Genomic DNA, 21,906 nt, shown 5'->3' on the forward strand with positions numbered 1-21,906 from the left:
CGCACATAATCGAGCTGGTCCCACCCTTCGTCCGTTCCCAGCTTCGGGAAGAGACGCCACGGGTGCGGGGCTGCTCGCGGAGGACAATGTCTTCTCTCGGTGTCGTTGACGCAGGGTGAAGGGTTTGCCGGGATATGGGTCGGTCGTTGCGGGTGGATACCGACCTGCTGCGAGCGCTGACCCCGGAACTCGCCGCGATCGCCGACGTGGCGCAGGAGGAACTCGCGCGCCTGAAGCAGAGGCTCGCCGCCGAGGGAAGGTGCTGGGGCGACGACGAGCCGGGCCGGATCTTCGGCGACAGCTACGAGCCCGCGGCCGACAAGGGAATCACCGGCTTCGAGAACCTCGTCCACAATCTGCGCGGAATGAGCGGCAGCGTCGCGGATGCCGGCAACGTGCTGGAGGACCAGGACCAGAACATCGGCTCCCAACTCCGCGATCGGGATCCGTTCGCCTCGAGGCCGGTCGGCAGCGCTCCGTTCGACCAGCCGCAGTGGCGGAGCCCGGCTCCCTATCAACCCGTCTCCACGCCGAATGCCGCCGCGCCGGATTCCGCTCGCGACTCCACCGCGCCCACCCCGGCCTACGACTCCCCCGCTCCGGCGTACAACCCCACCACCGCGGCAAACGACCCCACCACCGCGCGGGGAACCGAGCAGCCCGGCTACCAACCGACCGCGGATCCGACCGTGCCCGGCGCGAGCCCCGGCGAATACGGCCCGATCGGCGGATCCGACTCGCCTGACCAGGAGCCGTTACCCAACTCCACCCCGACGCCTTCGGTTCCGGACCGAGCGACGCCGATCGCGCGAGGCGCCGCGCCGGCCGCGCGAACCCCGGCGTCCCCCGCCACTGCCACGCCGCCCGCTACCGGCGCACCCCCTGCGGCGGCGACGCCCAAACCCGGCGCACCGCAACCGGGCGCCGTCCAGCGAACGCCAGAAGGCCGATGGACGAGGCCGCCCACCGATTCGCCGTGGATGCGAAACGCTCCCGGCACGCCGTGGTCGCGAAACGCCGGTGGTCCATCACCGGGCCAGGCCTACCCGCCGCACCGCAAAGATCCCCGGCCCGACGCGGCCCAACCCGGGAAAACCGGCAAGGACGCGAGACGGCGCAAGCCGAAACCTGCCCCGGTGGAAGCGAAGCGCTCCCGGATACGGACGGATCCGGATGCGGTAGCCGCCGCGCAGGAGCTCGCCGCTCGCCACGGCCTCCGGATAGCCGGATTCGACACCTCCGGTGTGTCCAGGCGTACGGTCGACGAAATCGCGGCGGCCGTCGACGGCATCCTCGGCAAACACCCCTACATCGAGCTGGCCGGGATAGAGATCACCGACCTACCGGACGGTGCGGTGTCGCGTGTGACGTCGGCTCGCGCGACGCAAGAGGCGGAGCGTCCGGTCACCGGTGAGCGGATCCTGCTCGACCGTGTCACAGCGGCCGGTCCGGCGCTGCTCGAAGAGAAGGTCGAGACCGCGATTCGCTCGGGCGAGCGGGTAGCCGGATCCGGTGAGCGGCCGATGTATTCGACCATCGTGCACGACCTCGGCCGGATTCTCGAAGCGGGTGCGGGGCCCCGGGTCCGGCAGTCGGCGCATCGGTCGTTGCTCATGGAGTACCAGCGCATCAGCGGGCCGTGGGACCGCGGTGACACATTGGCCGCGATCGTCCTCGGTTACCGGCAATGGCGTGCCCAACTGATCCGAGCGTGCTTCTCCGGTGACCGCTTCGACGCCCGAGCGGCGGTGGTCGAAGGGTTCACCGAAGTCGAACTGCGTGGCGAGGGCGCCTGCGGACCGGCAAAAGTACTGCACAGACTGGTCGTCGAGCACGCGCGCGGACGATCGAGCGCCTGATGGTGCAGATTCCCGACTATTTCCCCGACTGGCTGACCGCGATGGTGCTGGGACACTTTCCGGAGGGGGATCCCGAGGCGATGCGGCGCAGCGCCGACACCTGGTCGGACGCGGCGAACGGGCTCGTCCTGGTGCTGCATCGGCTCCAGCCGACGGTGGAGCAGCTGGAGAAGGCGGTCGAAGGCGAGACCGGTACGGAAGTACAGAAGCAATACCGCAAGATCATCGACCAGATCCGGGCGCAGATCGAGTTCAACAACGCCATGGCGCGGCAGTTGTACGACAACGCCACAGCCATCGAGTACCAGCAGTACGTCCTCATCGGGATCGCGGGAGCGCTGCTGGCGCAGGTGATCATCGATATGGCGATGCCGCCACCCGGCAGCATCGCGAAGGCGATTGCCGATCGCGCCGAGGCCAGAGTGGGGATGGAACTCGCCCGGCGCGACTTGGTGCTGACCATGCTGACGCGCGCCGCGCGGTTCGTCTCCGAACACCCACGACTCGTGCTGGCCTCGAAAGGCGTGTTCTTCGGGACGGCGATCGGTGGCGGGGTTCCCTATGTCGCCCAGCGTGTGCAGATCGCCCAAGGCCACCGGAAGGCGGTGGATTGGCAGCAGGTCAGGATCGGAGCGGCGGCAGGCGCGGTCGGTGGATTGGTCGGTGTCGAGGTCGGTCGTCGTGTCGCTCCCGTGGCGATGCGAGTGGGCGGCCGGGTGCTCGGCACCGTCGCCGCGGGCGGCGTGGGCGGGATGGCCGGTGGTCTCGCGGGCGGCCTGACCGCCTTCGCTCTGACGAAGGGCGAACTGCGCGGCAAGGACCTGGCCACGATGGTGTGGACCGGGTTCGGCTCCGGTCTCGTCGGGTCGCTCGGGGCGTCGGTGCGGGCCGCACGGGCCGGGGCATATGCCGGCGTACCCGAACCGGTGGCGTCCGCGGATTCGGGTCCACCCCCCGACGCCACGCCGTCGGTGCGGATTTCCGCGCCTGGGGACGGTCGGCCGCCCCAGACGCAAACGGCGACTCCCGAAACTGTTTCCACCACCAGCGAAGTGGACGCGCCGCGAGCGAGGCGGCCCGGGCCCGAGTTCGGTGATGGTTCCATGGACCGGCCGGACGACCTGACGCCGGAGATGATGGCGGAGGGCGATCAGATCCTCCGCGATATGGTCGACGACGCCCTCGCCCGAATAATGGGCGGCGACGGCCCCGGACAGCTACCGGACGGCAGCGGCGGAACGACACCCGGCATCGCGCCCGACTACCCGTCGGGAGGGTCGTCACACCCCTCATCCCGCGGCGGCGGCACCGGCTGGCCCGCGTGGGACACCGCCCAGCCCGCACGGGGCGGGGTCGCGGTGGCCGCACATCCCGAAGGCGGTCCGGTCACACCACTGCCTGCCCGTCAGTTCCAGATCAGCGATCCTCAGGTGCGTCCGGACCAGCGGGGGATCAACGTGATCACCGAAGGCGCGGTCACCCAACCGGACATCGCACCGGGCACCGAAGTCCTGTTCGACGACGGCAGCAGTGCGTACGCGCCCATCGTGATCGAGCACGGACCCGCCGGGGAAATGTACGTGTTCGCGCCGGAACCGACGGCGGGCCATGCATCCCAGGACATGACGGGGGCGGGACCATCCGGTGAATCGCTGGACGAGGGGGCAACCACCCACGAGGCACATCCTGTTCACAAAGTCGATTTCGACGCGGAGATCGCCGCGCTGGAAGCGGAACTGGCGCAGACTTTTCCACCGGCGAGTGCGGATACCACCGCGCCCGCGGTGGAAGCGCCGACGCAAGCGACGGACGCCGCACCGGCGCCTGCGGCTCATACCGGAACGGACGACCTCGTCGCGGGCCACGCGCAATCGGTTCCCGATGCCCCACCCGCAGTGTCCGCCGGGACCGATAGGCCGATTCCCGACGCGCAGGCCAGTGCGGCGATACCGAAGGCCGACCCCGCGCAGGCGGGATATGCCTCCGCCACGGCAGAGCCGCGAAACCTCGTCGTCCCTCCGAACGCGACGAACTCGGCAACCTCGCCAGCGGCCGCCCCGGCCGCGGCAGGCGGCACCTCGCACACTGGCGGACCGAAGCCACCCTTGGGCCCCACACCGCCCAGCGGCTCCCAAAGCACCGGACCGCTGGCGGGCCCCGCACCGGGTGCCCACGGCCCGGCCGCCCACACGAGTGCGCCGACAACATCGGTTTCGGCCACTTCCCAGACTTCTTCGACACCACCGCCCCCCGTCGCCGCAGCCGGCCGGCCGGGCACCGACGACGAACCCGATGCCGACCCGGAAGAGTTCCCCACTCCACCGGGAACCGTCGTGGACGACCCCCGAGAGCACAACGTCCAGAAAGACCCTCGGGAGCACAGCGTCCAACAAGACCCCCGGGACCACAACGTCCAGAAGAAGCCCGCCGGGGATTACGTGACCATTCCCGGCGTCTCCTACCCATTGGAGGACCAACCACCGGCCGATGCCATTCCGGTCATTCCGCGCACTCCCGCTTTGACTCCCCTGCCCAACGATTCCGTCGGTTTGGGCCGCGCCTTCCAGAATCCTGACGACTCGGGAACCACTCCCTACCCCACGTCACCACGGCCACCCGACATCACCAATCCGCTATCGGACCGCCATTCGGCCGCACCGGAAACCAATCTGGACGCCGGGATCGGCAAAACGCCCGACTCACTGGCGATGCCGTCCCGGTACACGACCGAACCGAACTCCGAAACCCCAGGCGCTCCGCAAAAACCTGCCGCCCCCCACCTGAACCCGCATTCCCTCGAATACAGCGAGGACCCCAGCCGCCTTCCCGCCACAGGCGGAGTCCCACACCTCTCACCCGCCCCGCAACCGAAGAAGAGGGAAGGTAAGCGCCTGGTCACCCGGATGGGTGCCGAGCCGGAGGACAAACCCAAGCGCCGCAAAAAACGACCGCCGCCCCCACCTCCGCCACCGCCGGAAGACGCGACAAGGGCGCCTATCTCGGTGCCGACGCCGGGCGTGCGGTCCGATGCGGAGAACTCCGACAACCGTTCCGGTCCGCTACACGACCCGAACCAGCCGCGGCGGGTCACGAGCCGCGAAACCGCCGGCCCTCCTCGCGACTTCACTCGCATAAGGGATGGGATCACCACCGCCTATCGGCAAACCGAGGGCGCGGGGGAGCTTCACCCGGTGAGCCAGGCACTGGCCCGGATGGAGCTACTCGATCTGGCCATTCTCAGCAAGTTGAGTCCGCTGGTGCGCAGGCGCGTCATCGATGTCGTATCCGCGGTCGAGAAGGGCCAAGAGCTCTCCCCCTTGCAGGGCGACGCGATCAAGGCGTTCGTCCGTTTGCTGCCGATGGAGCCGCTCGACAGCACCGGCACGCTGACCGACCTCGAGCTGACCGAACTCCGGCTGGTCGCGGAGGACAAATCGCTCCGGGAAATCGGCGTGTTGATCGGGTTGAAGGAAACCACGGTCCGGGCCCACCTCGTCCGCATCGAACGCAAACTCGGCGCAGAGGACCGAGTAACGGCGGTAGTGGCGGCGATCCGCGACAACATTCTGCCGCAAACACTCGACGAGTCCGCTGATCGCGCCCGCTCGCCCTTGCCCGGCCTGACCCCGCGCGAGACCGAGGTCCTCGCTCTGGTCGCGGACGGCGAATCGAGCCCCGAGATCGCCGCGCAGTTGGACATTTCCGTGGCGGCGGTGGATTCCCTCGTGGAGCGCGCCGGTGAGAAGCTCGGCTCACCCACCCGGGCGGGGATGGTTGCCGTGGCCGTCAGCACGGACGTCCTTCCTCGCACCACACGGGAAGGCGATTCCGGCCAAGCTCTTCCTGAGCTCACCCAACGCGAGATCGAGGTGCTGACCCTCATCGCGAAAGGCAAGACCAGCGCCGAGATAGCCGACGATCTCGCACTGACCCCGCAGACTGTGGAGTCCTATGCGTCGAGGATCAATCGAAAACTCGGAGTAGGCACCCGAGCCGGGTCGGTGGCGATCGTCATCCGCACCGGCATCATTCCCCCGATCGATGCGACTGCGTCAGATGGCGCCGCCCGGCCCGAGCTGACGCCTCGTGAACGAGAAGTGCTCGGCCTGGTCGCGAAAGGCGAGAACGACAACGAGATAGCCGCTGCGCTGGGCCTGACCCGACAGAGCGTGAAAACGTACGTCTTCAATATCAACCAGAAGTTCGGTACCCATCATCGCGCGGGGATGGCGGCTTTCGCACTACGCACAGGCAACCTTCCGCTGATGGATACCGCCCCGGTCGCCGGCGCGGAGAAGACAGGAAGCAGCGGCGGTTCCCCGAGTGGCCGGCAGCCGACTCGACCGGATGGCGCAGCCGACAAGTTCGTACCGACGGACGTCGCCCCGCCGAGCCGTCCCGAGCAGCCGGGCGGCGGCAGGCAGTCTCCGGGCCCAGTGGTGTCCTTCCAGGACATCGATCCGTTCGCATCCGATCGTCCCGCCCGCAGGCGTCACCGGACATTGACAGGCATCCTCGGACCTGACGGACTCGATTGGGGCGTACTCAACTACAAAAACCCCGTCACCGGCCAGCTCTCGGGTATGGACGAACCCGAGGAGCCAACCAACCATCCACATCCGGAGCGCGACAAGACCACACCACCGACCGATACCAACGGCGACCCGGTCCAGCCGGCTGAATCCCCACTCGGCTCGGGCGATCAACCGCCGGCGGGCAGCCGAGTACCGGCGGAACCGCTCATCTCCGACGACGAAGAGCGTGCTCACGTAGGCGATCAACGCCCGGCCACGGCCGACTACGAGGTCCAGGAACAACCGAACCCAGGCGGCGGCACTCCGTCGGCCCGACCGAGCAGACCCGGTCCCACGCCCTGGCAGCAGTCCACGGCACCCGAGCCCGGCATCGCCCCGCCACCGCCAGGGGCCGCCCGGAACGATGCGCCGACTACACCGCCGAAGGTCGCCACGCCGCGAACACGCGCACAGAGCGACCCTGTCCAGGAAGCGCCCGGCACACCGGCGCTGGTACGCGCGGCTCGAAATGGCGACAGCGTGGCGTTCGACCGGCTGCGTGCGGATTTGGCGGATCCGATCGTCCAGTGGATGTCGGCCAGGATGGCCGGCGACCGAGCCGCGGCCGAGGGATTGACCGATGAGGTGTTCACCCGTGCCGCCGCGGGAATCGGGCGGTTGCGTGCAGAGCAGGACATCAAGCAGTGGCTGGGTGTCATCGCTCGCAATGTCCTCGTCGAACACCGGAGATATGAGCGGCTGCGCGACGGGATATGGGCCTCCTACGCCGGTCCGCGAAACACCGAATCAGGGCCGCAGGGTGGGCTGCTGGCGAGAGCCGATCGCGCGACGGTGCTGCGCGCTGTGCACCAATTGCCGTCCGACCACCAGAAGGTCCTCGTCTGGCGGTTCGAACAGGACAAGACGGCGACGCAGATCGCCGAATCGATGCCGTCTGCCTGGGAATCGCGGACGGTTCGGAGGGTGGAGCGCAGGGCCGCGCAGCGCGTGGTCGAGATGGTCGCCGCCGAACTCGGTGTGGTCGTGGGTGGACAGAGCGCCCAGCGCCGACAGCAATGGCGATTGATCCAGGACGCGGATCCTGTCGAACTCGCGCGACATATCGACATGCTTCCCGAGCGGCAGCGCGAGGTCGCCGGGCTCCTGCTGCCCGGTAGGGCGAAGGCGCTGGGCACTTCACCCAGAAGACTCAAGGACACCTTGTACCAGCAAGTCGTCCCCGCCTTGGCAACGTTGCTGGCCGGTGGTGTGGTGCTCACCGACCATGAGGCGGTGATGTTGACGCGGGCAACGCAGCGGCACGATCCAGCTGTACTGGCGCCTTACGCACCGGGACTCGACCCGCTCCACCAGAAGACGTTCGAGCAGTTCTTCATGCAGCGGCGCACCGTCAACGAGATGGCTGCCGCGGAAGGCAGCAAGCCGAAGACGATCTACATGCGCGTGTACCGGGTGGCCCGGTTCATGGCGCAGAAGGTACCCAGGGAGCTGATCGAGAGTTACGCGAATCGAGGCCTGCTCCAGTCGGCCACAACGCACGATGTCGCTCGCGAGGCAGGGGTCAGTCAGAGTACTGCCGAAAAGGTGCTCAGAGGCGCAGGAGAGTTCGCGCCGGAAACCAAGCGTCGCGTGCTCGAAGCCGCGGATCGAGTGGGGCACACGTTCGTGCAGCGCGAGGGAGTTGCGCCGCCGCTGCGCGTCGTCGGGCCCGCGGAACTGTACCGGTATCTGGGTGGCGATGCCGGGTACCGAATGACTCGATACGAGGCCAACGTACTTTTCGAATCGGCGGTTCGCAGCGGGACTCCAACGGTCGGCGATTTCTCCGTGCGGATCCCGGATGCGTCCACCGCCGATGGCAGACCGCTGTTTCCGGAGCACCAGTTGTGGCAGATGATGCCGCCGCACGTCCAGCGGTTCCGCAAGGTTCTGCACCTGCTCTCGGATGTGCGGCTGCCGGACGGCCGGATTCTGGATTCTTCGACGCCGGTGCTCATCGAGCAGCGGCCGCTCGGTGCCGTTCCGACCGATTTCCAGTTCGATCGACTGCGGGCCATGGTGCTGCGCAGTATGGAAGGGCTGCGGCGGGCGCTGGGCGAGGTACCGGTAGAACCGCTGCGACAGTGGCTTCCCGGCTTCCCGGAGGATCGAGACACCGAGGGATTCCTACGGTTTCTCACCGAGCAGTGGACGGGTCAGGTCTTGCGATATCGGCAAGCAGGCTGGGCCGAAATGTTCACCGACCTGGAAATTCCTGGCCGAGACCCGTTCGCCGCGATACTCGAGCAAGCGATCTTCATGATTCCGGCCCGGTTCGAGGTGCTCCACGGGCGACTCGGCAGAGAGAACATCCGGATCGACCGAGGCCGAATCACCGCCATAACGGGCTGGGCTGGAGCCTTGATCGGAGACCCGGCGTTCGATTGGGCGTGGCTGAACCATCGCGGGGCGGGTGATTATGTGCCATCGCGCCTCAGACCACCCAATGTGCCCATTTATGAGAGCTTGCTGCACGTCCGGCGAGTCGTCCACGGCGCGGTGGAACTGGTCGCACAGGGTGAGCCGGACCCCAACCGCATCGCGGAGTACGCGGCGAGCTACGCCATCGTCCGCCGATTCTGGGGACTGCCGGCTCGCGACCCAGGGCTGTTGCGGGACATTTTCGAAGCACAACGCCGCAGGCTCGCGGCCGAGGCTGCCGCGCGGACCGGACCTCGCACAGGTCAGCTCGAGAATCCGGAGGGTGCAGGCCGGCAGACACCGTGGAGCGGCGGTGCTCCGTCAGCTCAGCCGGAGGCCGAGCCGCTCGCCCGGGGTAAGTCAGGCAGACCGACACCCTGGCAACGAACCGCCACGTCGCCGCGGGCACCGGAGCGGCAGAGCGGCCCGACCGCCGGCACCGCGTCACCAGACGCGCCGCCCGTACCTGTCCGACGACCGGCCCAGCCCACGGCACCGGTCGGCACCGTGAGCCCGCGCGACTCCGATGAACCCGCCGACAGCAACAGCGACATCGAAGCTACCGACGCAGTGGATTTGCCATGTGCGGTAGGAGCGTTCGCCGATGCCTGGGATCTCGGATTCGACGTGCGGCAACCGGTGGACGTGGACGGGCCGGTTCCGGCAGCGGCGGTGTCCTGGCTGGCTGGAGCGCACCACAGGCGATTCGATGACGGTCTCGGTGAAGTGGCGCAGCTCATGACCGATCTGGGGCCCGGCGCGGGAATGCTGGTGAACGTCCGTCCGGTCGGTACGGCGATCGGCCACCTGTTCTTGCTGCACAACGATGGAAAGCACCTCTGGATCCACGACCGGCAGGCAGCGAAGCCGAAGGCGGTGTTCGACCCCGGGAACCTGCCGTTCGCGGCGCAGACTACACATGCTCTGATACTGACCCGGCGGGGCAGCGGCAACACGCTGGAGTCGCGACAGCAGCAACTCGGCGAGGACATCGCTCCTGCCGATCCGGACATGGCCCGCGGGCGGGCCCTACGACCGGTCGATGCCGGCGCCCTCCCCCCCGAGGACCACATCGACGAACCGTCGACCGCCGCGACGCCGATCTCGCGCGGCAGGCCGAGCAACACGACCTTGGAGTTGATGCACCGCTATCTCGATGCGGTGCAGGCCGCCGATGGACAGGTGCAAGAACTGCTCGTGGAGGTCGAACAGCGCATCCCGGATACCGGAGAAAGGGCCTACGTCCAGCGTTTCGCCGAAAACGAGCGACGTGCGGCCGCGCTGGCGGAAGAGTTGGGAATACCGCTCGATCGGCTCCGCACCTTGATGGCCGAAGAACTGCGGAAGATATTCGACGGCGAGATCGTGACTCGAGTGAACTCGGGATCGCTGCGCGGCATCCTCGAAAGCGGGAGGTTCAAGACCGAGTTCGACTTCGCCGGGCAGAGTCGGATGGGACGTAGCATGCTGGCAGGCCGGGTGGCACTCGAGCAGGCCCTGTTCGGTTATCCACCCGACCTTCCGGCGCAATCACGGCCCATCTACGGGTTCATCCGCACGGCACCGTCGTATTGGGTGAACGCGGGCGACGCGCTCGCTCAGTACGGCGACATCGACGTCGTCTTCAAACCAGCAGTGGAAGAACGGACCACAGCCAATGCCGGCGATACGAAATCGGTCGTGGCGATCCCGAGCAAAGTCACCGATCCGCAACCGGAATCGTTCGCCGCCACTCCGCATGGGCACAAGACGCTCGGCTATATGGGACTCGAAGGCATCGACCGCGACTACACCGGCAAACGGTTCACCGGTAGCACCTATATCGAGGCACAGGTGCACGGCGCCACTGTCGCCGACATCGACTACGTCGTGTTCCACGTGTCTCCTCCGGACGAGCACCTGCGACAACTGCTGGACGCGGCGGGCATCCCTTGGTCACATTTCTTCCGCAACCCGAGCCAGCCGTCGAGGTCGGCACAGGCAGCCGGGAGGCCTCCAACGGCGGCGCCGGAGGCGAAAGCGTCCGAACCCGAGACACCGAATCGCGAAAGCGCTCTCCGTGAGAGCCACGAGAGCCGGACACCGACGACCGATGCCGAACCGGAAGATTCGGCCAACCCACGCGAGGGCTCCGAACCACGGCAAGCCGCCAGGAACGTAGGCCTCATCGGGCACGCGAGCGTCCCTCCCTGGAACGACATCGGCGGCGCCGATGCATTCTCCGACGGTGGCCCCTCGTATCTCGGAAAACCGCGCCAAATACGCAAACGGCTGCGCGAACTCGGCGAACTCCAGATAGATGGGGGTGGTTGGGTCCCCGGAGGAGGGCAACGCAGGCACTCCCGAATGGATCCGGACGAGGCCGCCGTCGCCGCGGTACGAGATCTGCCGGCGGATCGAGGAGATCTGAATCCGGATCTGACCGTGGAATTCGTTCCGCTGCACGCACCTGATGGTCTGCGCACCGAGGAGGATCTGGAGGCGGTCGCGATGGCCGTCGCCGACATGATGCGCGAGCGCGGCTGGCGAGATCGGAGTCAGATCGACGCCGCGACCGAGTTGGTGCGTGGTGCGGGGCGCAATGCGATGACGTACATGGAGCGCTACACCCGCTCACTACAACGGCGCGGCATCGAGTGGTATGAGGAACAGACGGCCGTGCAGGACATGACGGCGCGGCTCACACTGCGGATGTCCACGCAGGCCGATGCCCGATCGCTCTACGTGTCGTTCGACGTCGACCAATACCGCCCCCAGCGATCTCCCGACATCGAGATGTTCACGTGGCATGCGCCGCTGTTCAGCCACGCCGAGATCGGTGCGGAGGTGCGGGAATTGCTCGACCCCGCCACCGTGTCGGGGGTCGAGCAATGGGGTGAGGTGTGGGCTCGATTCGACGAGCCGCGGTCGGAACCGAGCGGCGGCAGCGTCGTCGATCCGCCGCCCCGCGGAGCTCTCGAAGCGAAAGCGCGCATCGTTCGAAAACTGTACGACGATCACCGCATCCGCTTTCGGGGGTGGGAGGATTCGGTCGTTCCGGTGCGGGCCGTCGAATCCGCCGACCGTGCGCTGCGAGATCTGATCGCGGAATACGGCGGCCGTTTCGCTCTGCGGTACTTCAGGTTCGACGACGAAATCGAGGGCTTCGGTCTGACCCAGAGCTTCGGCACCACTACTCCCGATACCAAGGATTATTACGTAACTGTCACCCTCAACAGCAAGATCCTCACCGATCCGGAGTTCGCGCGAGCGTGGGCGGAACAGACCGCGGACCATCGTTGGGCGGAGTCGGCCGAGGACATGATCTACCAGCTGACGCATCACGAGTTCATCCACGTCGTAGCGGACGAGGGTAACTGGGTGCTCCATCACCTCGCACCGGCGATGCTGCGGGCGGCCTATGAGCTTTATGGTGAACTGGGTCTGATCGCGGCCGATTTCGGGTACACCGAATGGCTTGCCCTGCTACCCCACTATTCCTTGTTGACGTTCACGGACCCCGTGACGAATACGTTCGACCCGGTCGAGGGTGTAGCCGAAGGGGCAAGGGCCGGTGCGGTCGAATCATCCTTGCCGCTGACCCATCCGGCGCGAGTGCTGCATTGGTTGACGGTGACACGTGACGGCTCATCGCCGGCAGAGTTCTTGGCCCGATGGGCACAGCGACAAGCATCCGGCGATCCGGACATATCGCTGCTTTTGCAGGACTTCCGTGACGTCACCGGCCGCGATGACATCGCGATACCGTCCCGTCTTCGCCCGGGTGATACGGCAGTGGAGGTCCTGGCGGCCGCGACCGGTGGGCAGCCGCAGCACTTCGCCGATGCCGCTGAGATCGAGGCCCGGTTACGAGCGTGGGACGAGTCGTCGGGCAATCGAGGCGACGGTGTCTCAGCACTTGTCGTCCCGCCGGAACGAGATCCCTACCTGCTGGTGCGCCGCGCTTCCCCGGATGGGACGACGCGGATCGAGCTGCGAAGTCCGGTCGAGGGTGTGCTGCGTGCCAATCACGTGCCGTCCGCCGGAGCAACGGGACCACACGGCGCGCGAGGGATGTTCTTCGATGAGACCGGCGCGGCGATCACGGTTCCCCTCGGCTCGGAGTCGGGACAGCAAGGCGGCGAGTCCGCAGCGCTGCACCCGCGACACCCGATCAAGGGAGCGCCCCGAACGCCGGACGGTGAGCCGGACGCGCCGGGCGGCCTCGACCCCGCGACGAATCCCGTACTCGCGGCGGTGCTGAACCCAGCCGGGGATCCTGCCTTCGACCGCATGAAAGCGGAGCATTTTCCGCCCGTGTTCGAATATGCGATGCGGATGCAGCTTGCCGCCATCGATGAGATCGTCGGCGCTCCGGGGCCATGGACCGCGGACAACGCGCTGCGCCCGTTCGCCCGGTCGGGTCTGCTACTCGGCGCGGTGAAACAACTCTTCGCCCAGAAAGCCGCAGTCGATCGGGATCCTGCCACCGCGGAAGCAGAGCCGGCGGTCGCGGAGTTGCAGGATGCGCATGCAAACCGAATTCTCACCGACCCGGCATTGGCCGAGATTTTCCGGTACCTGCACGAGCATCGCAGCGATCTGGACCTGAGCGACACAGAGTTCGGATACCTGGAACGAAAGTACCAGGATTTCCAGAACGCCGGAGCATACCTATCCACCGATCAGGAAAAGCGTCGGCTCTCCGAACTGAATTCCGAGATAGCGGTACTACAAACCGGGTACAAGGACAATCAGGAGCGCGCGCTCGAAGATATCGAGATCCGGGTGGACGACGCCGGTGAACTTCGCGGCCTTACCGGGGACCAGATAGAAAGCGCTAGGTCGCGCGCCGGAGAAGACAGCGGATACCTGTTACCCAAGCCTCCCTCGGTCAGTGGGGTCTGGTACCCATACCTGACCTATCTGGATGATCCAGCGCTGCGTCAGCGGATCTACGAGAAAGTCGCGGCGCTGGCCACCGTCGACCACGACAACTCGCAAAATGTCCTGGATCAAGTCAGGAAGCTGGCCGAGCGTGCCGAAATCACCGGAAAGAACAACCACGCCGAATATGTGATGTCCTCCGGGATCTTCGATTCGGTTGCAACTGTGCGGAGCATATTGGACCGTATCGCGCGCGCGGCGGCCACGGCGGCGCGGGTCGAGTTGCCGCTCCTCGCCGAAGCCATCGGCACCGAGCAGATCCAGCCCTGGGACCGATATCGCGCGCTCGATGTCCTGATCGGCAGGCGGGTCGGGATAGACGAACAGATGATACGGGAGTTCTTCGAGCTGGATCGGGTGCTCGAAAACGGTGTGTTCCGTGTCGCCGAGGATTTGTTCGAACTCACCATCACCGAACTCGTCGAGCACGGCAAACCGCCGGTATGGCACGAAGACGTCCGCGTGTTCGCAGTTCTCGACAAGGAAGGACAGCACCTCACCAATTTCTACTTCGACCCCTACGCGCGCAAGGGTAAGAATGGTGGAGAATGGACGGACCCGATTCGCCTCAAGTTCACGCCGACCGGTCAACGTCCGCTGATCAGCGTCCACCTGAACTTGGAGAAACCGCCTGCCGGAAAACCCACCCTGCTGGCCCCGATTCAGGTCGACACGCTGTTCCACGAGTTCGGTCACGCACTGCACTTCCTCCTCGGTGCCGGTACCCACGAACCGGCCAAGCGACACCTGGTCTTCGCCTGGATAGAGTTCGTCGCCAAGGTCTTCCAGCAGTTCTGGAAACATCCTGATGTGGTCCAGAACTACGCAGTGCACCACCGTACCGGTGAACCGATGCCTCCGGAAATGCTCGAAAAGCTGGACGAGTGGCGGACGGCATACCGGGGCACCGTCACCGTCTTTCGGCTCGCGGGCGCATACATCGACCTCGGATGGAATTCGTTGTCCTCCGCACAGGTCCCCTTCGGCAGGGATCCTCGGGCGAGGGTACAGGAATTCGAGGAGGCAATTCTCACACAGGCGGGAATTCGTTTCTCCGAGATAGGTAATCCTTATCCATCCCAGTGGTTCCGCCATCTCTTCGCGCAGATGGGAGCTTTCGGGACATACTCCGGTCAGTACTGGTCGTATCTGCTGAGCGACGTCCTCGCGCTGATCGTTTTCGGACTACGGATCGACCCGAGCATCGAGCAACACGGTGGACTCACGCCGGAGACGGGGAAAATAATTCTCGATGAAATCCTACGGTACGAAGAGAACGATCTCGCCCAAGCGACCCGTCGGCTGATCGGACCGCAACCCGCGCTCGAGCATTTCCTCTCGGACCAGCGTCTTCTGTGGCCGGAGGCGCTGCTCGAACTCGGAGCGAACGCGACGCCCCAATGGCTGACCACGCCCGCCGAACGCCCGCCGGGCACCGACCTCGAGTCGTGGTGGAACGAGCGGCTGACCCCGGCGTTGCGCGCGGCGATGATTCAGGCGTTTCCGGCCGAGGTCCTGGCGATGGACATCGCACTCGCACCGGAGACCGTGGCCGCCGCCGAGCAGCGGCGGAGGACGCTGCTCGAATACTCCCGCGATGCCCGGACCGCCGCGGCACCGTCCGCAGCTCAGACCACCGCGAGCAATCCCGATACGACCCGCGGAACCAATTCCCCGCAGCGGCGTTCAACGGCTCAGCAGACCAATCCGTTCGACTCGCATCGAGCATCGGGGACAGGCCCCGCCGGAATGGCCCTCGACATCCCCGAACGAAAAGCCTGGGATATAGGGACAGTGCCGCCCCCGCGCCGGCGATTCGACCCCGGGATGGTCCATGCGGTCGACCCTCGTCTCGGGCCGGACGCCTGGGCGGTCGGTCGGGGCGGTCGCCGGCCCGAGCAACCACCCGCTGCCGGAGAATCAGCGGGAAACGCCTCGGTCAGTCGACCCGCCGCGCAACCGACGCCGCGTGGCGACGAGATCGAAACGACCGACCACCATGAGAACGGATCTCGCTCCGCAGGACAGCCAGGTGCTCGCGAGAACACCGGCGGCGGTATTCGCATAACTCCCGCCGGCCTGATCGTGCCCGCCGACCCGACCAACAGCTTGATCGTGCCCGCCGCGCATGTGATGCCCGCCGATCCCTCTCTGGAAGAGCTCATGGAGCGGCTGAGGCCGTGGAAGGAGATCTTCTCGTACTTCTGGGAATTTCCGATGCCGCGGGAGGGTTCGTTATCCGGCCGGGAGTGGATCGAAAGCAGCGAGCGAAAAGCTTGGATGAGGCGGCGAGCGATTCGACGGGCACCGCTCTATGCGGGGGTCGACGCGGCCGTACGGTTGACGCTCGGAGCCGAGCGACTGCTGATGGCCCCCAACGCGACTCCTGGACCCGCGACGATCCGGCAACGACGGGTCATTCCGGGCCGTGGCGAGATCGATGCCGGGAAGAAGCGGACCATGCACGCCGACGCGGAGGTACGGGAGGCCAATCGCGCCGACGTGGAGGAGATGACGCCCTTCGAGAAGTTCTGGAGGAGAGTGTCCGGGGACGAGCTGCCCCAGACCAAGCAGATCCGCCAGGGCGAATTGGCCTACGTGGGGGGCCGCCTGCTTCGAGCCGAGGGGCACAACCTCATGGTGGCGGGCCGTTACGCCGCAGGCTACAACCTCATGGTGGCCGGACGTGATCCCGTCCTCACTCCGGAAGAGTACGCACTGTGGCTGATGTTCAGTCACGACGCACTGTGGACCGTGCACTATCCCGGCTGCCGCGAGCTGGAATCGCAATCCCCCGAATTCCTGCTCACGCGCTACCTGACGGTGGCCATCTTCGACAAGATCGCCTCCAAGCCGCTCGAAGTGCAGTACTTGAATGAGGTCGTCCGTCCGTATTTGCGCCGTCAGGGTGCGGCAGCCGGCCGGGTATTGCTCCACGAACTATCCCATCACCTACTGGATTCGAGTCGCTCCACCCTGAAGCAGCTCGGCATGCGGAACCGAAGGGGCTTCGGCCGAAAGGCAGAAACCGAGGTCGAGGAGTATCAGGACAACTGTGCGGCCTGCCGGAACCCCGCTGCCGATCTCCCCGCAGCAGGCAACCCGGGTGGCCGCGAAGTGGTCGACCGGCCGCTCCATGCGACGGAATCCGTGCAGACAGCGACGACCGGCATCGGCGACGACGCGGACGAGTCCGACCCCGCCGAAACGGTCTTCGTGGTTACTTTCGAGGCGGTTCTTTCGGAGTATCCCGCACTGCGGGAACTTCTTCCGGAACGGGAGTACCGGCACCTCGGCGGCGACGAGGGCGAAGAGATGCCCTCCGAGCTGGCCCGGCCACTGCACGAGGCAGGGGTCCGGTACGGCGAAAAGCACTCGGGATCTCAGAAAGACGTCTATCTGATCGGCGATTACGCGGTGCTGATACCCGAGCCGTCGCGCACATCGCTGGACTTCGTGCTCTGGCCGGACGAGTACCAGACGCTGCGGGCGATCGCGGAGGTGGCGCTGCCGGGCGAGCGGCTGCCGGTGCCACAGGTGCTGCACGTGGAGCGGGATTCCGACGGCCACATCATCTTCGCGATCCAGCGGCGGATCTACGGCGAACCGGTGACCAACGTCTTCGACGATGAACTTCGCTCGGCCATGTCGACTTTGGCACAGCTGTTCACCCGGATTCAGGTCCAGCGGGACTCGCTGCCACTGCGCAAGGGCTCCTTGCGACTGCCGGCGGACTATCCGGAATCCGGCGACTCGGTGGGATTCTTCCGGATGATGATGGAATACCTCGAGCGCGTTTACCGGCATTACCGCGAAATCCAGCCGTATCGCGTCGCGTTCGATGAGTTGCGGCTCTCCGAATCGGTGGTCGAAAGCCTGGAGCAAATGGTCGGCGAACTCCGCAGCCAGCCGTTCCGCGTGCTCCACGCGGACATCACCACAGCCAACGTCTTGCGGACAACCGGCGGCGGCATGATCGTGGACTTCGGCCTGGCTCTGTACGGCCCACCAGATTACGAGGCGGCAGTAGCCAGGCATCGTGCCCCCGGTGCGGTTGACCGCGACCACATCCCCCTTCACCTGCTGCCATACTTCGGTCTACTCGCCGTGATGAGAGTCCTGCTAGACACGATCCGCCTCGTCGACGAAGCGACCTCGCCCGATCCCGACGCCGACCGGATCGAAGAAATGGCCGCAAGCGTGGCCTTGGCGCTCGGCTTCCCCCACCGATTGCAATATGGCGTTACTCGAGCGATGCCGACGTATCTCCAGATCCGCGACCTCGCTGACCGGTTGATACAGCAGACCGCGGCGCGCTCCGGCGCGTCGACGTCCCCTGAAAACGACCCCGAGGAACCGCTCTTCGTGGTTACCGAACCCGACGAGCCGGTGTACGTAGTCACCGAACCCGACGAGCCGAGTCCGACCACCGCGCCGGACAACCATGCCCCGGCTGTGGCGCTGGATCTTCCGCCGCAGCGCGCCCGTGGTCTGGATGGGCTCGTTTTCGATCCGACATCGACGGTGTCGGATCCGTTCCGCGGTGTGCGGCGCGGTCTCCCCGACGGTGTGCTGGCGCATGCCGGGCATCCGCATGACCCGGAGGGCGGGGCGATGGGCGGTGGGCGGAGCGAAGCCGAGCGAATAGCCAACGCCGCGCTGTCGACCTTCCGTGCCGAGGCCACATTCGAAAATCTCCAGCAATGGGCCGCACGCCTCTCCGACGACCATCTCGATCACCTGCTGGTCGGCTTCACCAGGAGGGTCACCGGTCAGATAGCGGCGATACATCGCGGCGAACCGCCGTCGGTGACCGACAGCGTGATCAATCCGGCACGCCTGTTGAGCGCGCTCGTGGCCGAAGCGACTCGCCGCTTCGGCGACAGCGTTCCCCCTACCGCGCCGACCACCTATGCAGAGTTGTTCGCCCTCGGGCCATGGCTACAGGCGCAGCGACGCGCCATCGGCGAGTTGGACGACGCCATGACCGCCGTGCTCGACGCCACGTACGCGGTGACCCGCACCGTCGCTGAGCACCGTTGGTCGGTGGACGCTTCGCATCACACGATTCCGTCACATCTCGCGGAAGTGGGACTCCGGATCGAAGAAGCCGGACGGCACGACATCTGGCTCGAAGAGGATTCATTCCAGCCGTCTGCCGCCCCCACAGCGGAACATGCGCGGCTGGCGGAGTCCTTCGTGCGGAATATGGAGCACGGTCGAACGATGGCTCGCATGGTCACGGAGTGGGCCGGTCTTATGAATACAGTGCTGCGGCCGCAATCCGGCAAGAATTTTTCCCCGAGGTACACCACGATCTTCCAGTCACTGCCCGTCCACGCCGTTGCGCTGGAGCGGGCCCGAACCGGCTCCGACCGCCTGTTCGCAGCGACGGCCGCGACTGCCCTGCCGCATCTGCTCGATGCGGCGTTCTACCTGCTCCCCACCAGCAACTTCACCCTTGGACTCGACTATCTTCGTCAAGTCGACGAACTGCTGACCGAGGTCATCACTCGCTTCGGAAACTGGACCGTCATCTACTCGCTCCAGGAAGCAGCCGACGGCGTTCATCGACTATACGAAGACATCACGGCCGCGTGCTCCCGCAGATCGCCCGAAGTCCGGTCACGGCGCATACACGAGACCTTGTCGGAATATTTCGACATCGGATCGGCGCCCTCACTCGCCCACTGGTTCCACTGGGGAGTACGGGCGCTGTGGGGGCGGGGTAGTCAGAGCCCGGGAATCGAGTACGCCCTTGGAGAGCACCGGCTGGACCGCGACCTGCCGTGGGACTGGGCTACCACCGATGACGAGCGCGCCCTCGCGGCAACCGCGGTGGACCTGCTGCGAATAGTCCACGGTCGGGGCGCCGAGATTCGGTCATTGCTGGAGCACGGCGATGCCGCAGATCTGTTCCAGACGGCTTTCGACATCGTCTCGAAGAATATGCGATGGTGGATCAAGCTCAGGACATGGACCGGCGGGAATACACCGATCGGCAGTCTCTTGGCGGGCGCCACAGACTTCTCGGTATCCCAGATTCAGTTGGCGGTGCTGAGACAGTATCCGCATATCATCGGGGCTGCCGCCGGAATCCCCTATCGGGCGCGGGATCTGGCGAATCGGCTATCGCTCGCCCGTGACCTGAAATCCCGCCGCGTCGCGCCCGAGCGCCGGCGTGAACTCGCCGCGCTGCGCGAGCAGCTGGCAGAGGTCAGAAACATGGCTTACCGACTTCCTGTCGACGCCTCCCCTCCGCCACCGGTGCTACTGGTCTCCTACGATCCCGTGACGCAAGGCGGCACGGGTCGAGCTGTCGTCTCGATCGGGGAAGCCGACCACGCGTCCTTCATGGCGTTCAACGTCACCGCAGCCGATACACCTGTCACCGATCTGGCGTACTGGGCGGATCACGCCTGCCTGCAGTACGAGGTGGCCCAACAGCACGCGCCACGGAACAACCGCATATCGATCATGTTCACTGTCGGCTTACCGCGCGGGTTCGAGGCGCCTTCGCACAGCGCCGGGCCGGACCCCACGGCCAGGGGCAACGTCATCGAAGCGCGAGACGTAGCCGGCGACATCGTGGCGAGGGAACTCATGATCTACGACGCAACCCGCGAAATAGCCCTCGACAGCCGCGACGAGAGCTGGTCTCGGATGGTGCGGCTGTCCACCGTAGTCGGGCACGGCGACGGCATCGGTGTGCTGCGCTCGTCCGCCGAGACGCTGGCGCTCAGCAGCGCTGTGGACCAGATCGTTCTCGTGCCCGGCTCGGCTGACGACCGCCTCCTTACCGCCAGCCAGCTCCATACCGGTACCGAGCGCGTCTACACACTCAATCCCCATCGCGACCGAAACGGGGATCCCGACACCATAGGACTGATCGTGGTCGGCCACGGCGCCGATATCGAATCCGCACCCGAGGCCGCCGGCCGTTCAACCGCTCCACTGATCGAGACGCCCACCACCGTCCGTGATCTCACGCAGCTGCTCTCCGCCCACGAATACCGCCCCCTCGAGGGCAGCCGGGGATACGTCATGACTGACGACGAGGGCGTGGCGGTGTACCGAGCAGCGCAACCACTGCTCCACGACGCCCTGACGGGAACCTACAACACCACCGTCGTCCTCGAAGACCTCGGTTTGGTCCTGCGCATCGGTCAACCCGATACCGGCAGCTACGATCCACGTTTCGGGCCTGAGCACAGGACTCTGCCGGTCATCTCTCAATACGTTCGAAACGCACCGCAACTACTGCAAGTCATCACCGGCCGCATGCCGGACGGGCGCGTCGTCGACGGTTCAGCGCCGATTCTCATCGAAAGGCTCGCGCGGGGACAGAATCTCGCCGAGACTTTCCGGCGAGCCGACCGGAGAGCGATCCGGTCCCATCAGGATCTGATACTGCGGACCTTCGCGAACATCCACGGGCAGCTGCGCACGATACCGGAGAACCATCCGCTGCTGGATCAACTGACACCACCAGGCGTCACGAAGGGAGACACCGGCGGTTGGTACCTGAATCATATCGATTGGTACGTCGAGAATTTCTATCGGCGGCACCTCGATCGCTTCGGTCACCTGTTCGACGAGTTCGGCCTGCTCCGCGGAAACCCATTCGAGCCGCTGATCGACGACGCTCGATCGATGCGTGAGTCCCGCCACCACATCCTGCACGCCGACCCGAACGAGGGAAACTTCCTCATCAGCAACGAGTTACGCGTGACACTGCTCGACTGGGAGCTCGCCGTCAACGGCCCGAGCGCCTACGACTGGGCCCGGCTGGACCATCTCATTCCCGGCATCGAGGTGCCTCGTGCATTCGGTGGCCCCGACATGGTCAAATTCGCCCGGGTCGAGAAGTTCAAACGGGTCATGAACGACACCGTCAAACTGGCGCCGCTGGCTGCCGCCGGACAACTCACCCCGCAACTGATCGAATTCATCGAGACCGAATTCAGCGAGGCCGTCATCCAAGTGCGTCAGCTGTCCGGTCACACCGACCTGCTGCCGCCACGCGCGGAACTCGAAATCCTCCGGTCCTGGCGACCGTGAAAGAAGGGAAGCGCGGCAGGTCGCGCCTCGGCTATCTTCGACGTTCGCTTCGCCACCGCAGCCGG

General features: G+C 66.1%; 2 protein-coding genes. Both read left to right on the forward strand.

The features are described from left to right. Window positions 1-134: 134 nt before the first annotated feature. Window positions 135-1,859: a hypothetical protein gene (locus ABZ803_RS21415; protein WP_357040895.1), complete on the forward strand. Its 1,725-nt coding sequence runs from the start codon at window positions 135-137 to the stop codon at window positions 1,857-1,859. Next, the gene (locus tag ABZ803_RS21420; protein ID WP_357040897.1) at window positions 1,859-21,841 is read left to right on the forward strand and encodes a M3 family metallopeptidase; all 19,983 of its coding nucleotides are present in this window, start codon (window positions 1,859-1,861) and stop codon (window positions 21,839-21,841) included. The genes ABZ803_RS21415 and ABZ803_RS21420 overlap by 1 nt, the downstream gene beginning before the upstream one ends. Window positions 21,842-21,906 lie beyond the last annotated feature (65 nt).

The sequence above is a fragment of the Nocardia sp. NPDC047648 genome (genome assembly GCF_040642815.1).
In the GTDB taxonomy this organism is placed as follows: domain Bacteria; phylum Actinomycetota; class Actinomycetes; order Mycobacteriales; family Mycobacteriaceae; genus Nocardia; species Nocardia gamkensis.